Genomic DNA, 14,858 nt, shown 5'->3' on the forward strand with positions numbered 1-14,858 from the left:
AGGGGACGGTCAAGCCCTGGAACCCGCGTTAGCGACCGGCGGGTGGGGCGGGGGGCGCAGGCGTCCCCGGGCGGCCTGACTCGGCGCCCGATTCGAAGTCGACAAGCATGACGAAATCCGATTGCCGCTGTTTGAAGTCGGGCATGCGGAAAATGCGCAGAAATTGGGTCGGCGTCATCGCCGTTTCGTCGTATTGGGGTACGCGCGGCAGATTCAGAACGATCAGGAGGCCCGCCTGCGGAGGAATGGCGAACTCGGCGGGGCCGAAAGCCTTTTGCACGATGCCCTGGCTGAATTCGGGCGACTCGTGCAGGCTGCGCAGAATTTCGATTTCGCCCCGTAAAAGACCGTTGTCGCTGCCACGAAGCGACAAGCGGGTCGTCAGTCCCAGCGGCGCATCGGTGTTGCGCGCGCCCACGAACCACATCTGATCGCCGTTCGGGGAGTCGAAACGTTTGCGGACGTTTTCGATCACGTCGAGCCGGCCCAGCATGTTCTTCACGCCGCGCAGAGTTCCCATTTGGAATTCGCCGAAGTCGACAAAGTTGCTCTCGGCGCGGCTGACCTCCACGAGCTGGAGTAGACGCGCCCGCGGGGCGAGGGCGTAGTGCACGTTCATGTCGACGGGGCGGGCGCGGGCGGCGGCCTCGGTGTCCCCGGTGGGGGCGGCGCCTCCGAGCGAGGACAGGTCGGCTTCGTTCCCGATCATCTGCCGAGCGGCGGGTGCGGTGGTGGATGAGGCGGCCACGGCGGTCACCGCTTGCGCGGCCATCGCGGGCGGCGGCGGTGTACTTTCGGCGACTTCTTCCGGAATGTCTTCGGCGCTGGCGGAATCGCGGGCGCTTGCGGGTTGAAGAGATTCGGCGTAGAGGGGGCCGTTTTTCAGATAATCCATGCGCCGGGTGACTTCTTGGCGGCGCTGCTCGCGAATGATGTAAAGCGAGCCCGCGAAAACGAGCGCGAACACGAGACCGATGACGATGACCGGGCTCGCCAGCATGCGCGTGCTCATGGGCGGGGGCTTCGGCTTAAACGCCTGCATGTCCACGCCGCACTTCGCGCAGTACTGATCCTGGGGTTGGGAAAAGCCGCACTTGGGGCAATTCACTAACATTTCTACATCTTAGCACGAGGGAACAAGACCGCTTCAAGGTTAAATGGTTGACCGTGTCATAAAGACTGGAAGTAAATGCGGGTCCATGTCCGCTGAAATCCCCTCGGAAATCCACATTCCTGTCATGCTCCAAGAGATCATCGACGCCTTCGCGCCGTTGAAAGAGCGGGGTGAACCCTTACGCTATTTTGATGGGACTCTCGGACGGGGCGGGCATTTGCGGGCGATCCTCGAGAACATGCCGCAAGTTCGTGCCGTCGGTCTCGACCAGGACCCCTCGGCGATCAAATTCGTCGAAAATGCGCTCGCCCCTGAAATCGCGCAAGGGCGGCTGACGCTGGTGCGCGGAACCTTCCACGAGTTCGATCCGGCAACGCTCGGGGAGTTCGACATGATGCTGCTCGATCTGGGCGTCAGTTCACCGCAACTCGATCAGCCGCAGCGCGGATTCAGCTTCTATTACGATGGTCCGCTCGACATGAGAATGAATCCGGACGCGGGTCCCACGGCGGCCGATTTCGTAAATACGTGGAGCGATGCCGAGCTGTACAAGGTGTTCAAGGAATACGGAGAGATTTTCAAACCTTCGCGCGTCGTGAACGAAATCGTGCGTGCGCGCAAAGAGAAGCCTTTCACCTCGACTTTCGACCTGTCGAAGCTGATCGAGCGGGTGGAAGGTTGGCGACGCAAGGGATTTCATCCGGCGACGCCCTACTTCATGGCGCTGCGGATTCTCGTGAACAACGAACTTCAGGGTTTGGAAGACAATCTACCTCGACTTTTAACCGGCTTAAGGCCGGGTGGGCGCTTGGCGGTATTAACCTTCCATTCGCTCGAGGATAGAATCGTAAAGAATATTCTAAGGGGAGCCACCGAGATTGGCCGGCCGGTGAACAAAAAAGTCATCGTCCCGACGCGCGAAGAGGAACTTCGCAATCCCCGGTCGCGCAGTGCGAAGTTGCGCGTCTTTGAACGGCAGATGGCCGAAAGCCATTTGCTTGAACGCCAGGATGGAGTCACGGATGCCGCGGATTTGGCAATGGATCGAAAAGGCCCAACTCGAGTGGAATGAACTGAAGCCCGTACTCAGCATCGCGATCGTCATCGCGACGTTGCTGGGGCTTGTCTTCCTGCAAATGGAAGAGCGCCGACTGGGATACTCCATCCTGAAAATGAGCCGCGCTTACAAAGCGAAAGTCGATGAGCGCCGCGCCCTTGAAATCCGTTTGGCGCAGGCGACGCGTTTGGAAAAACTTGAAAACATGGCGCTGAACCGTTTGACGTTGAAGCGCGCGCAAAGCCATCAAGTCATTTACCTGAACGATGCCGGTCAACCCGATGATCCGCCGACGCTGCCCGAAGTGCGCAAATCCGCGCGCACCGCGAAGGTGAAAGCGAAAGCGCAAGTTCGTGAATTCAAAATCTCGGCACTGACTCAAAATAAAGAGGGCGCACGGCCTTGAAATCACGCATCGTTCTGCTGTTCGTCGGCTTCGCGTGTCTTTGGAGTTTTCTGATGTTGCGGGCGGCACGTCTGCAGTTCCTGCCACACGAGCAACTCGAAACCCGTTACGATCGTTTATTTCAAACCACGATCAAGTTGGAGCCCCGTCGCGGCACGATTTTCGATCGCAAAGGCCGCGAGCTCGCGGTGTCGATTCCCGCGAAATCGCTGTTCGCCGATCCCGCGGAAGTCACCGAGCCCCGTCGCGCGGCGCGCTCGCTCGCACCACTGATCAAAATGAACGCCAAGGATTTGGAAAAACGTTTGCGCAACAAAAGCCGCCGCTTCATGTGGCTGGGGCGCAAATTGGACTCCGACGTCGTGGCGAAGATCGAAGCCCTGAATTTGAAGGGGCTTTCGTTCATCGAGGAATCACGCCGAATCTACCCGAATGAGAAACTCCTGGCGCCGATCTTGGGCGCGATCGGTATGGAGGGGAAGGGCCTTGAGGGACTTGAGCTGAGCCTGGATCCGATCCTGAGCGGTGAACGGAAGAAGGTGACCGTGCGGCGGGACGCGCGAGGCCGTCCGTTGACGGTTGACGGGAAGATGTTCATTCAGTCGCCGGAAGGCAGTGAGGTCTTCCTGACCATCGATTCGGAAATTCAGCACGAACTGGAAAAAGAGCTCGACAACGTCACGATGGATTTCGACGCGGACCAAGCCTTCGGTGTGATCTTAGAACCGCAAACCGGCGAAGTCGTCGCGATGGGAATGTCGCCCGGCTTCGACGCGAATCGCGCGTTGAAAACCAACGTCGAAAAGCGCCGCAATCGCAGCGTCACCGACACTTTCGAACCCGGCTCGGTCATCAAAGCGCTCGCCGTTGCGGCGGCGCTTGAAGAGGGATTGATTCAACCCAATACGCGGATCAACACGGAAAACGGACGCATGAAGGTCGGTGACCGCTGGATTCGTGAAGCCGATGAGAAACACCGCTGGCAGTCGCTCACGGTGAGTGAAGTTCTCGCCTATTCGTCGAACGTCGGTACGACGAAGATCGCCCTCGATCTGGGGGATAAGCGTTTACGTAAATATATGGAGCAGTTCGGTTTCGGTCGCAAATCGGGCATCGAACTTCCCGGCGAGGCGCGCGGCGCTCTTTTGCCGTTGCCTTGGCGCGATCACTTGCTGAGTAACGTTTCGTTCGGTCAGGGCATGACCGCGACTCCGCTTCAGGTCGCCGCGGCTTACGCGACGATCGCGAATGGCGGTATCTGGCGCGAGCCCACGCTGGTGCGTGGACAACGCGAATCCGGCGCGGATCGCATGGTTTCTTTGTGCGAGGGTAAAAAGGACTCCACGAAAATCTTCTGCCAGCGTGAAGAGGCCCGGGTCGTCATCCGCCCCGAAACATCGCAGGCGATGCGACTGCTTCTGGCGGGCGTGACGGGCAGCGGGGGGACGGGGTTGAATGCGCGAGTTGAAGGTTTCCCGGTCGCGGGTAAGACCGGCACCGCGCAGAAGGTGGCTCCCGGCGGGCGTGGATACATGACCGGCGCTTACATTTCGAGTTTCGCGGGCTTCTTGCCGGCAAACGATCCGAAGTACGTCATCTACATCGTCGTCGATCATCCGAAGAACCGCTCGTATTACGGTTCGCAGGTCGCGGCGCCCGTGTTTTCGCGGATGGCGACATTTATTTCGCGATTGGAAGGCTGGGCGCCCGTGCTCATGCAGGAAAAGAACATGATCCCGAACCGCCCCTCGCTCGCGCGCGCGCCGACGAACGATCCCTTGGGCAGTTTCAAAACTCGTCGCAAGTTCTCGGATCCGCTCGCATCGAGCGCGGTGGAACAGCTGCGCGGCTCGGCGGACGTGAAGGTCCCGAATTTTCAAAATCTGACGTTGCGTGAAGTGATGGAGTCGTTACGTGGACAGGACGTCGACGTGCGGGTGCAGGGCTCGGGCGTGGTTCACCAGACGTGGCCCAAATCGGGTGAAGACTGGCAGAATAAACGTCGCTTGATCATCCAGCTGAAGCCTTACCTTAAGGCCGAAAAGTCAGTGCCACCGGATTACTACCGCGAGGCGACGTTTCAGCCCGCGATCCGCACCAGTTTCTAAAAAAAAGGCGCCCCGGAGGGCGCCTTGCGGTGACGTGTTCGCGATTACCAAAGCCAACCGATTTTGATCATGACGGCGGGAAGACCGTCTTCACCGATTTTCTTAGCGGCGTCGCGGACGTCACGCTCGAAGTCTTGGTATTCGGGAGTCGCCGTGTTCGCGGCGGTCGTCGTGTAATCCACTCTCGAATTCAAGGGGTGTTGCCATCCCAAATTCAGCTGCGTGAAGAAACCTTTGTCCCAACCGCCCCACAGCCAACCGATTTGCGGGGTGACGTAGGTGGTTTTGATGTCGACGGTGCCGGCCACTTGTTGACCGTTCACGTCGCCCGAGCTTTCGCCTTTCAGCTTCTGATCGCCGATCGCCGCGCCGACGAAGAACGAATCATTCCACAAGTGATAGCGCAGGGCCGCTTCGACGTTGGAAGCGCGCAGTTGGGTCGAGCCTGACTTCGCATCCAAGTAGCCACCGCCCAGCTCGGCGCTCAGGGTGTGGTTCGAGGACAAATAGGTCAGGCCGAAGTTGCCCAGACGAGGCACGCCGAGCCCGGCGTTGATTCCGTACGAGTTATCGCGCCAGCTTTTGGCGTCGACGGGGATCGGTGCGGGATCGCTCGGCAGTTGTGCCGAGGGCGAGGTCGTCGTCTCGGTCGTTGTGGTGGTTGTCTCCGTGGTCGTTTGCGCCAGTGCGGGCGCCGCGAAAGCGAAGGCGGACAAAAGAATGAGGGTGGATTTCATGGAACCTCCTGAAGGTCGTTACGTGCTGGAACCAAACCAGACGCTCGAGGAACTTCAAGAAGCACGCCCTCAACTTTCGGGATTTATGGGACGGGGGCGGGCCCGTTCGGGGCGCAAAAGGGCGCGGGAATCCCGGTGTGTCCGAAAGAACGCGGCGAAGAATTCAGGTTAGAAGAGCCAACCGACTTTCAATGCCAGAAGGGGGAGCGGGGTGCGCCCCAGTTTCGATCCGGCCTCGTCGATCATTGTAACGAAACAAAAAGGGCCCCGATTCGTATCGGCGGCCCTTGAAAGATTTCAAACCGGAGTCTTAGAACAGATAACCGATTTTGATCGCGAACAGGGGCATCCCGATTTCGCCGATTTTTTTACCATCGTCGCGAACCTTGCGATCGAGATCAACATATTCGGGATCGTTTTGGACCGCGCCCGGAGCGTTGGAGCTGAAATCGACCGTGGTCGACATCGGATTCTGGAAGCCCAGAACGGTTTCGAAGAAGAAGCCGCCGTCCGCTTTGCCGGCCATCCAGCCCAACTGGGGCGTCAGGTACATCGTCTTGATGTCGATTTTCACCGTCACGTTTTGCGCTTGGACGGTGTCGGTTCCTTCACCCGAGAGGGTTTGTTGTCCCAACGCCGCGCCGAGGAAGAAGGCGCCGCCGAAGACGTGATAACGTGCGGCCAAGTCGAAGCTGCTGAAGTTCACCTTCACGTTGTCCGACGACATGCTGGCCGATCCGCCCGCGAGTTCGAAGCTCAGGCGCTCGTTCAAAGTGACGAAGTTCAAGCCCAATCCCGCCAGACGCGGAATTCCCAGTTGTACGTTCGCACCGATGTGGTTCTTGCCGCTTTTCGCCGTGTCGGCGTCCATCGGGGGCGCGGGGGGAGTGTCCATCGGAGGGAGCGGCTCGGCCGGAGTCGAAGTCAAAGGATCCGCGGTGTTCGGAGCGTCCGCGCCGGTAGGCGAAGTTTGATTCGAGTCGAGCGATTCGGTACGGGGAGTTTGTTCGACTTTGGGGGTCGACTTCCCTTTGCGAACTTTGTTCTTCGATTGTCCGAATGCGGGGGTTGCCAGGGCGAAGCACAGGGTGAGCATCAGCGCGGTCGTGCGTTTCAAAAAATCCTCCTTGGATTTCTGTTGGATACTCGATGCTAATTCGCGCACGAGAAAAATCGAGATGAAAAGTGTGGGACTGGACCCCAAGAAACTCGACCCCCGAAAACGGGGGGGAGCGAAATGCTTACGCTGACAGCAGCTCGTTTACAAAGACTTGAGGTACTGATTTACGCGCTCGATGACGTTCATCGGAATCTCGTGCGCACCGGGGAAACTGAAGAGCGATCCCTTCCAGCCCGCTTGGATGAGCAGGGTCTCGAGCTGGGAAGCGACTTTGAACGGCAGCACTTGATCCCGTTGCCCGTGGCTTTGGAAGAACCGGGGCGCGCCGTCTTGCGCGCGCGCTTTCGCTTTTTCGGTCCACTCGGCTTTATTGATCAAAGCGCTGGAAAGGAGCACGAGGCCGCGCGGTATTTTCGGCGCGTTCAAGAACAAATCGAGTGAGAGCATCGAGCCTTGGCTGAAGCCGCCGATGACGACCTTGTTCCAATCCGGCTCGACGCGCGAAATCCAGCCCAGAAGTTCTTCGCGCAGTTTCGGCAGTTCCGCGGGCATGGCTTCGGTCCACGAGAGATCGTCGGGACGTTCGAAGCGCGAGAAATCGATCGGCCACCACGCCGATCCCGACCAGCCGGGACCAATCGGGACGGACAGCGGGCCATTCGGGAAAATGAAGTGCGTGCGTGCGCCGGGTCGAATGACTTCGGCCAGTGAGCGCAAATCTTCGCAGTCGGCGCCGTAGCCGTGAAACAGGAAAACCGTCAGATCGGGATTGTCGAACATTTCGCCCGATTCTGCGGGATTCGGAGACACCCATTCTTCGACGTATTTGAAGCGGCCGTAACGTTGATTCATGGGCGGCAGAATGCTTGCATTTGCCTGACACAGTCAACAGAATCGACGGCATGAATTTGCTGTCGCTAGTGGGAGTGCTGAAGGATCCGAAAAACCGCGTGGGCGCCGCTTCCACGGCTCCGGGAACCGAGGGACTTTGTTTTTGGGCGGCCCCTTCCGCCGAGGCTCTGCAAGCCGAGGTCGCGCACGTCACCGCCGACTCGCGTGACGTGAAAATCGTCGACGCCATCCACTTCGGCGCGCCGACCGGCGCCCCCGGCGAGCGCGGCGGCCGGAGCGTCTTTGTGGCGGTGCGTGGAACCAAGGTCGATGGGCACGACTACCTGGCGCAAGTTTTGGCGTCGGGCGCGGCGGCGGCGGTTGTCGCGGAAGAATCGCGCGTCCAAGAGCTCGTGCGTTCTGGAAAACTGCAAATCAGCCCCGCCGATCCGCCGGTCGTGCTGGTGCCCGACACGCGCTTGGCGTTGGATGTGCTCGCGCGGCGTTTGTTCTACGACCCCAGTCACCGGCTTCTCTGCTTCGGTGTGACGGGGACAAATGGCAAAACCAGTAGCGTCTACCTTTTGGAGCATTTACTCACGTTCGCGAAGATGCCAACCGGAGTTCTTGGCACGATCAACCACCACCTCGGTGAAAAAGTTTGGGAAAGCACGCACACCACGCCCGATCCCGTGCGCTTACAGTCGCGCCTGAACGAAATGAAAGAGCTGGGCGCGCAGGCGATCGCGATGGAGGTTTCGAGCCACGCGCTGGATCAGCATCGCGCGGACGGCGTGCAGTTCAACATCGTTTTGTTCACAAATCTGACCCGTGACCACCTCGACTATCACCAAACCGAAGAGGCGTATTTCAAGGCGAAAGAGCGTTTGTTCACCGAGCTTCTGTGGTCGTCGCAGAAGGTGCCTTTGTTCGCGGTGGTGAACACGGACGATGCGTGGGGCCGGCGTTTGCGGATCAGCGGTCGGGCGGGGCTTTTCACGATCGGGCAGAACAAAGATGCCGATTTCCGATTCGAGGTGCTCGCGCAGGATTTCGCCGGACAGCGATTCATGCTGCATACTCCGTTGGGTGATTTCGAGGGCGAACTGCCGCTGATCGGCAAACACAACTTGTACAACGCCGTTGGCGCGATCGCCGCCGTGACTGCGGCGGGGCTCTCGCCCGATCGGTCTTTGCTGGCGTTGAAAAACTTCGGTGGCATCCCGGGGCGTTTGCAGCGTGTGCCGGACCGTTTGGATCGTTATATTTTCGTCGACTACGCGCACACGCCCGACGCGCTCGAAAACGTTCTGCGGACGCTCAATGAGATTCGAGCATCCCTTCAGAAAGGTGCTGGCGCGTCTTCGGAGCACCCGCCGCGCATCCTGACGCTCTTCGGTTGTGGCGGTGACCGTGACAAAGGGAAGCGTCCGCAGATGGCGCAGATCGCGGCGCGCTTGAGTGACGAGATCTGGATCACCTCGGATAATCCGCGCGGCGAAGATCCCGCGCAGATCTTGCGCGAGATCCGTGCGGGCATTCCGGAGATGCCGGCGGACAGGGTGCATGAAGACCTCGATCGCGCCAAGGCCATCGGTCACATCATTCGCGCGGCCCGTCCCGGCGATGTCGTTTTGATCGCGGGCAAAGGTCATGAAGATTACCAAGAGATTCAGGGCGAGAAACGCCCCTTTTCGGACGTGGCCATCGCTGCGGACGTGTTGAAAGGATAAGTCATGCGCGCGACCAGCCTGCAGGAACTTGCCGCGAAATGCCCGGGCCGCGTGCTGAAGACCGCGCCCGGTCTTCCCGAGAACTTCACGGGCATCGGCACCGATACCCGCAAGGACCTGACGGGACAAGTGTTCTGGGCGCTGAAGGGGGAAAGCTTCGACGCGCACGATTTCCTCGTGCAAGCGGTCGCGCAGGGCGCGGCGGCGGTGGTCGTCGACCGTGAACCGACGACGGCGCTGAATGCGCACGTGATCCTCGTCGACGATACTCTGAAGGCCCTGCAAAACTACGCGCGGGAAGTTCGTCGCGGGTTCAAGGCGAAAGTGGTCGGCATTACGGGGTCGAATGGGAAGACTTCGACGAAGGAGTTTCTGGCTTCGATCCTGAAACCCGAGATGAAGGTTCACTGGAACCCGGGAAGCTTCAACAATCACTTCGGGCTGCCGTTCAACCTGCTGCAGACTCCCGACGATGCGGAGGTCGTGATCGCCGAGATGGGGATGAACCACGCGGGCGAACTGACCGAGCTGTGCCGGATCGCGGAGCCCGACGTGGTCGTGTGCACGATGGTGGGTTCGGCGCACATCGAACACTTCGGCTCGAACGAAAAAATCGCGGCGGCGAAAGAGGAAATTTATCTGGCTTCGCCCGCGCGGACGGTGCGTGTGTATAACGACGACAACGTCTGGACCCGCAAGATGGGCGAACGCGCGCCGACGGAGTTTCCCGTCGCGAAGATCCTGCACTTTTCGAATCAAGAGACGGCGCTTGCGAAAAAATCCGTGGACGTGGTGCTGGTCCGCGACGACCAAGCGAGCGCTCGGGGTTTGGCCGTGCGCGGGCGGATCGGCGACGTCGAAGGTCGCGCCGAGACGACTTTGCTTGGCGATCACAACGTGACGAATCTTGCGGCGGCGGCGGGAGTGGCGTACGCGCTGGGCGTCGCACCCGTGAAGCTGTGGAAGAATTTGGAGCTTTGCAAACCGCACTGGGGTCGTATGCAGCTTTTGCGCGCGGCGAAGGGCACGGGGATTTTGTTCGACGGTTACAACGCGAATCCCGAAAGCATGTACGCGATGCTGGAAAGCCTCGCGACGCCCGCGGTGCAGCGGGCTTCGGCGGGCGGCAAGACGTTCGCGGTGCTCGCCGAAATGCGCGAGCTCGGCACCTCGGCGGAAGAAGCTCATTTCGAGCTGGGGCGGCGGACCGCGCGCGCGAAGCTTTCGGGGGTTTACTTCTATGGCCCGTCGAGCGCGCATTTTCAGCGCGGCGTGGAGGCCGAAAACCCTTCGGCAGAGATGTTAAAAAACACAATAATATCAGATAGTTATAAAGAAGAACTTGCGCTCCGAATGGCGTCTATGCTAAACCCCAAAGATCTTGTGGCCGTCAAAGCCTCTCGGGGCATGAAATCAGAGCAATTCGTTCTGCTTTTGGAACCTCACGACTTCCACGCGAAAGGCTAGAGCACTTCATCATGTTGTATCAGCTTCTGTATTCCATGGCCGACGAGGTCTCTGCTTTCAACGTCTTCCGCTACATCACCGTTCGTACGTTCATCAGCTTCTTCACGGGTTTTTTGCTGTGTTGGATCTGGGGCCCCTATTTCATCAATCGCCTGCGTGATTTTCAAATCGGACAGACGATTCGTGAAGACGGTCCGCAAACGCACAAGAAAAAAGCGGGCACGCCGACCATGGGGGGCGGGCTCATCTTGTTGTCGACGCTGATCCCCTGTCTTCTTTGGGCCGATATGTTGAGCCCGCTCGTCTGGGGTGTGCTTTTGGTGACGTGGGGTTTCGGGGCGATCGGTTACGTCGACGATTGGCTGAAAGTGTCCAAGAAAAACACCAAGGGACTTTCGGGGAAGCTGCGCCTGGCTTTGGAGTTCTTGATTTCGGGTGGAGTGATTCTGCTGCTCAATCATTACTACGGTCTGCCGACGGCGATTCATTTGCCGTTCTTCAAGAACATCGCGATCGAGCTCGGTCCGATGTATTTCGTTTTCGGCTCCTTGGTGGTCGTGGGTACGGCGAATGCCGTGAATTTGACGGACGGGCTGGATGGCCTGGCGATCGTGCCGGTGATGATCGCGGCGACGACGCTGGGGCTTTTCGCGTACCTCGCGGGTCACGTGGGCATCGCGAATTACCTGCAAATCCCGGTCATCTCGGGCGCGGGTGAGCTGGCGCCGGTCGCGGCGACGATCGTGGCCGCGGGGCTGGGCTTCTTGTGGTTCAACACCTATCCGGCCCAAGTCTTCATGGGCGATGTCGGCAGCCTTTCGCTGGGCGGCTTTTTGGGTATCATGGCGGTCATCACGCAGAACGAACTGCTGATGATCCTGCTGGGCGGCGTTTTCGTCGTCGAGGCGTTGTCGGTGATCACGCAGGTGATCTCGTTCAAACTGACCGGTAAGCGCGTCTTCAAGATGGCGCCGATCCACCACCATTTCGAACTAAAAGGGCTGACCGAGACGAAAATCATCGTGCGCTTCTGGATCATCAGTATCCTGCTCGCGGTTTTGAGTCTCAGTACGCTGAAATTGAGGTAAGCGAATGTTTCAAGATGTGAGTGAATTGAAGGATAAACGTATTCTGGTCGTCGGCTTGGGAAAGACGGGCGCGTCGCTCGCGCACTTTTTGGTCGAGCACGGCGCGCAGGTCACGATCACGGATCACAAATCCAAGCCCGAGCTCGCCGCGCAGCTCGAACAGATGGGCGACTTGCCGATCAAGTTCGACTTGGGCGGACACCAACCCAAGACTTTCTTGCAGCAGGATCTGGTCATCCTGAGCCCCGGCGTTCCTTCGACGCTGAAAATCTTCGAATACGCGCGTTCGCAAGGCATCAAGATCACCGGTGAGTTCGAGTTCTCGTCGCAGTTCGTGAAAGAGCCGATGATCGCGGTCACCGGAACGAACGGGAAGACCACGAGCGCGAAGCTGATCCAGGCGATGATTTCCGAGTCGGGGATCAATGCGTGGCTCGGCGGTTCGCTGGGAACGCCGCTGGTCGATTATCTACGCCAGAAGGAAAAAGCGCAGGTCGTGATCGCCGAGGTTTCGAGCTACATGCTCGAAACCTGCGAGACCTTCAATCCCACGAACATCCTGTTCATGAACTTGGCCGAGAATCACCTGGATCGTTACCGTTCGATGGAAGACTACGTGAACGCGAAACGTCGCGTTTTCCGTAACGTGAACATCGGGACGACTTCGATCCTGAACGCGGACGACAACGCGGTCGTCGAGCTCGCGCGCGATCCCGCGGTTCAACGCGGTAAGATCTTCTACTTCTCGCGCAAGCAAGCGCTCGAGCCGCAGATCATGAACATCGGCGGTGCCGTGAACATGGGCTCGCAGATCGTCGTGCGCACCGGGCCCGAGAAAGAGTACTACAACATCCAAAACCTGAAACTGCGCGGAAAGCACTCCATCGAAAACATGATGGCGGCGATCCTGGCGGCGCGCGAGCATGGCGCGACTCACGAAGCGGTTCAGCGCGTGATCGACAGTTTCCGTGGGCTGGCGCACCGTTTGGAATACGTCCGTAAAGTGGGCGGCGTTTTGTTCTTCAACGATTCGAAGGCGACGAACGTGCACGCGGTTTTGCGCGCGCTCGACTCGTTTGACGAAAACGTCATCTTGATCGCGGGCGGGAAAGAAACGAACCTCAGCTTCGAGGCGCTACGGAACATGATCCGCCGGAAGGTCAAAACCTTGATCTTGGTCGGGGAAGCGAAAGAACGCATCAATCGTGACCTTGGGGACTACTGCGAGACCTTCCTGATCGGGACGTTCGAAGAGGCGGTTTTGATCGCTTACCAAAAGTCGAGGATCGGCGATATCGTGCTGCTGTCGCCCGGTTGCCCGAGTTTCGATATGTTTGACAGCTTTGAAGAGCGCGGCGACTATTTTAAAGAGATCGTTCGTAAGTTCTCCTGATCCGCAATTCCGTCGCTTCGTCGAGGGTTCCGGGGATCGGGACCCTCGTGTTTCAAGGAGGAAACATGAAGCAACGCCTGGGCCTCGCGCCCGTTCTGCTCGCGCTCCCTTTCGTCCTTTCCGCCTGCTCGAGCGCCGAGCTGAAGCAACGCCAAGAAGTTCGTGACCGTGTCGTGAAGAGTTCCGGTTTGTACTGTGAATTCATGAACGGGGACGCGAACCCCGACATCGACGTCGCCGTGAACATCGCCATGGGCGCGAAGTGCGACGCGGACAAAGACTTCAGCATCACCTCTTACCGCAGTCCCTCGGAAATCAACGGCGTCATGTTCTGTTGTGCGGTCAAAGGACCGAAGCCGGACACTTTGCCGCCGCTTCCCTCCAGTCGTGAGTCGATCAAGGTCAGCCCGAAGACCGAGGACGTTTCGGCTTCGCTGGCACCGACCCCCACGCCCGTGCCGAAAACTAACGTGCGCGTGACGCCGAACAAAGCGGCGCCCGTTGCGGCGCCGACCGGTGCGGCCGCGGCACCGGCGGCGGCCCCCGCAAAGACGGTCACCACCACCACGACCGAGGCCAAAGCGGAAGCCAAAGCCGAAGCGAAGACGGAGACCAAAACCGAACTGCGCAAGCCGAACCAAAGCGGAATCCAGTTCGAAGCCGATCCCGAAGCGGGTGAGTGATTGAGAACGGAAAGATCCGATTCGATCGCGCAAAGCCCGCTTTTTCTGACCGTGATGACCCTGCTGGGCATGGGGCTCGTGCAAGTTTACAGCTCAAGCTACATCTACGCGACCGAGTCCTTCGGGAACGGGCTTCTGTTCTTTCAGAAGCAGGCCTTCTTCGTGCTGCTGTCCTTTCTGACGATGCTGTTCTTCGCGCGCGTGAACTTTGAGCTGCTGCGGAAGTGGGGCTGGACGATGTGGCTGGTCGCTGCGGCCGGGGTCGCGTTGACGCTGATCCCGGGCTTGGGCGTGCGGGTCGGGGGTGCGCACCGTTGGCTGGCGATGCCGCTCGGATTTCGCCTGGAGCCTTCAGAGTTCCTGAAAGTTCTGCTGCCGCTCTTTCTGGCGACGTTGTGCATTCGTCCGCTGACGGGCATGGCGCGGATGCCGCTGGGATTTTTGCTGGTGAGTCTGTTCGCGCCGTTCGCGCTGTTGCTGCTGCAGCCGGATTTCGGCAGCTTCACACTGATGACTTTCGTGATGATGGCCTTTCTTTTCGTTTTCGGATTGAAGTGGCGCTACATCTTTGCGGGTTTGGCGACGGCCCTGCCGGCATTTTACTTTTTGGTCATGGCCGTTCCCTACCGCCGGGCGCGGGTGATGAGCTTTCTGGATCCGTGGTCGGATCCCGAACAAGCGGGCTTTCAGGTCATCCAGTCGCTGCTGAGTTTTTCGAGCGGGGGCGCGACCGGTGTCGGTTTGGGGCAAGGACAGGGGAAACTTTTCTTCCTACCCGAGGCGCACACGGATTTCACGCTCGCGGTGCTGGGTGAAGAGACCGGCTTCGTGGGATTTTTCATCGTGATGTCTTTGTACGCATTTTTGATTTTCCGCGGCTTGCGGATCGCGGCCCGCAGCGAAGATAATTTCATCCGTTCGCTCGCGACGGGTCTGACGACCTTGTTCGCGATGAACGTGTTCATCAACGTCGGCGTCGCGCTGGGGCTTTTACCCACGAAGGGGTTGACCCTGCCGTTCATGAGCTACGGTGGCTCGTCGCTGGTCGCGATGGGAATCTTGTTCGGCCTGCTTTTGAATTTGGAACGTCAGGCGAACCTCAGCAGTCGTCATGGCTAGGC

Annotated in this window: 13 protein-coding genes; 9 read left to right on the forward strand and 4 right to left on the reverse strand. The window is 59.2% G+C overall.

The annotated features are described in order from the left end of the window. Positions 1 to 28: 28 nt before the first annotated feature. Complete coding sequence (locus tag KF767_02500) at positions 29 to 1,114, reverse strand: hypothetical protein (GenBank protein MBX3016733.1); 1,086 nt, start codon at positions 1,112 to 1,114, stop codon at positions 29 to 31. An 85-nt stretch (positions 1,115 to 1,199) separates the two neighbouring features. Here KF767_02500 and rsmH point away from each other — a divergent pair, with 85 nt between their 5' ends. The 3 genes from rsmH to KF767_02515 are packed head-to-tail and all read left to right on the forward strand — an operon-like array spanning position 1,200 to position 4,685. Next, positions 1,200 to 2,186, forward strand: coding sequence for a 16S rRNA (cytosine(1402)-N(4))-methyltransferase RsmH (gene rsmH / locus KF767_02505; GenBank protein ID MBX3016734.1), 987 nt, complete (start codon positions 1,200 to 1,202; stop codon positions 2,184 to 2,186). Then, entirely contained in the window at positions 2,137 to 2,577 is a 441-nt protein-coding gene (locus KF767_02510) for a hypothetical protein (protein ID MBX3016735.1), read from the forward strand. Before rsmH ends, KF767_02510 begins: the two co-directional genes overlap by 50 nt. Beyond that, a complete protein-coding gene (locus KF767_02515; protein ID MBX3016736.1) occupies positions 2,574 to 4,685 on the forward strand; it encodes a cell division protein in 2,112 nt (703 codons plus the stop codon). Before KF767_02510 ends, KF767_02515 begins: the two co-directional genes overlap by 4 nt. 44 nt (positions 4,686 to 4,729) lie before the next feature. Here KF767_02515 and KF767_02520 read toward each other — a convergent pair whose 3' ends face one another. From KF767_02520 to KF767_02530, 3 genes are all read right to left on the reverse strand, one after another. Next, entirely contained in the window at positions 4,730 to 5,422 is a 693-nt protein-coding gene (locus KF767_02520) for a hypothetical protein (GenBank protein MBX3016737.1), read from the reverse strand. 310 nt (positions 5,423 to 5,732) lie between these two features. Then, positions 5,733 to 6,539, reverse strand: coding sequence for a hypothetical protein (locus tag KF767_02525; GenBank protein ID MBX3016738.1), 807 nt, complete (start codon positions 6,537 to 6,539; stop codon positions 5,733 to 5,735). A 144-nt stretch (positions 6,540 to 6,683) separates the two neighbouring features. Continuing rightward, positions 6,684 to 7,394 (reverse strand): serine esterase, encoded by a 711-nt coding sequence (locus KF767_02530; protein MBX3016739.1) that lies wholly within the window; start codon positions 7,392 to 7,394, stop codon positions 6,684 to 6,686. A 50-nt stretch (positions 7,395 to 7,444) separates the two neighbouring features. Between KF767_02530 and KF767_02535 the strand changes: the two genes are divergently transcribed. The 6 genes from KF767_02535 (at position 7,445) to ftsW (ending at position 14,856) form a co-directional block, all read left to right on the forward strand. Continuing rightward, complete coding sequence (locus tag KF767_02535; protein MBX3016740.1) at positions 7,445 to 9,106, forward strand: UDP-N-acetylmuramoyl-L-alanyl-D-glutamate--2,6-diaminopimelate ligase; 1,662 nt, start codon at positions 7,445 to 7,447, stop codon at positions 9,104 to 9,106. Between the two features lie 3 nt (positions 9,107 to 9,109). After that, positions 9,110 to 10,573 carry a UDP-N-acetylmuramoyl-tripeptide--D-alanyl-D-alanine ligase gene (locus tag KF767_02540; protein MBX3016741.1) on the forward strand — a complete coding sequence of 488 codons (1,464 nt, stop codon included), beginning with the start codon at positions 9,110 to 9,112 and terminating at the stop codon, positions 10,571 to 10,573. Between the two features lie 11 nt (positions 10,574 to 10,584). Continuing rightward, positions 10,585 to 11,661, forward strand: a complete 1,077-nt coding sequence (gene mraY / locus KF767_02545; protein MBX3016742.1) for a phospho-N-acetylmuramoyl-pentapeptide-transferase — start codon at positions 10,585 to 10,587, stop codon at positions 11,659 to 11,661. Positions 11,662 to 11,665: 4 nt separating this feature from the next. Then, positions 11,666 to 13,054 carry a UDP-N-acetylmuramoyl-L-alanine--D-glutamate ligase gene (murD, locus tag KF767_02550; protein MBX3016743.1) on the forward strand — a complete coding sequence of 463 codons (1,389 nt, stop codon included), beginning with the start codon at positions 11,666 to 11,668 and terminating at the stop codon, positions 13,052 to 13,054. Between the two features lie 65 nt (positions 13,055 to 13,119). Further along, on the forward strand, positions 13,120 to 13,737 hold the full coding sequence (locus KF767_02555) for a hypothetical protein (protein MBX3016744.1): 618 nt from the start codon (positions 13,120 to 13,122) through the stop codon (positions 13,735 to 13,737). 54 nt (positions 13,738 to 13,791) lie between these two features. Then, on the forward strand, positions 13,792 to 14,856 hold the full coding sequence (gene ftsW, locus KF767_02560; protein MBX3016745.1) for a putative lipid II flippase FtsW: 1,065 nt from the start codon (positions 13,792 to 13,794) through the stop codon (positions 14,854 to 14,856). The last annotated feature ends 2 nt before the right edge of the window (positions 14,857 to 14,858 follow it).

The organism is Pseudobdellovibrionaceae bacterium, from assembly GCA_019637875.1.
Lineage (GTDB): Bacteria > Bdellovibrionota > Bdellovibrionia > Bdellovibrionales > Bdellovibrionaceae > JAHBUW01.

Excerpts from the sequence above, each read along its gene's own strand:
- KF767_02535 (MBX3016740.1), top strand. The coding sequence starts at position 7,445 with ATGAATTTGCTGTCGCTAGTGGGAGTGCTGAAGGATCCGAAAAACCGC.
- KF767_02520 (MBX3016737.1), bottom strand. The coding sequence starts at position 5,422 with ATGAAATCCACCCTCATTCTTTTGTCCGCCTTCGCTTTCGCGGCGCCC.
- mraY (MBX3016742.1), top strand. The coding sequence starts at position 10,585 with ATGTTGTATCAGCTTCTGTATTCCATGGCCGACGAGGTCTCTGCTTTC.
- KF767_02555 (MBX3016744.1), top strand. The coding sequence starts at position 13,120 with ATGAAGCAACGCCTGGGCCTCGCGCCCGTTCTGCTCGCGCTCCCTTTC.
- KF767_02500 (MBX3016733.1), bottom strand. The coding sequence starts at position 1,114 with ATGTTAGTGAATTGCCCCAAGTGCGGCTTTTCCCAACCCCAGGATCAG.
- rsmH (MBX3016734.1), top strand. The coding sequence starts at position 1,200 with ATGTCCGCTGAAATCCCCTCGGAAATCCACATTCCTGTCATGCTCCAA.
- murD (MBX3016743.1), top strand. The coding sequence starts at position 11,666 with ATGTTTCAAGATGTGAGTGAATTGAAGGATAAACGTATTCTGGTCGTC.
- KF767_02510 (MBX3016735.1), top strand. The coding sequence starts at position 2,137 with ATGCCGCGGATTTGGCAATGGATCGAAAAGGCCCAACTCGAGTGGAAT.
- KF767_02540 (MBX3016741.1), top strand. The coding sequence starts at position 9,110 with ATGCGCGCGACCAGCCTGCAGGAACTTGCCGCGAAATGCCCGGGCCGC.
- ftsW (MBX3016745.1), top strand. The coding sequence starts at position 13,792 with ATGACCCTGCTGGGCATGGGGCTCGTGCAAGTTTACAGCTCAAGCTAC.
- KF767_02530 (MBX3016739.1), bottom strand. The coding sequence starts at position 7,394 with ATGAATCAACGTTACGGCCGCTTCAAATACGTCGAAGAATGGGTGTCT.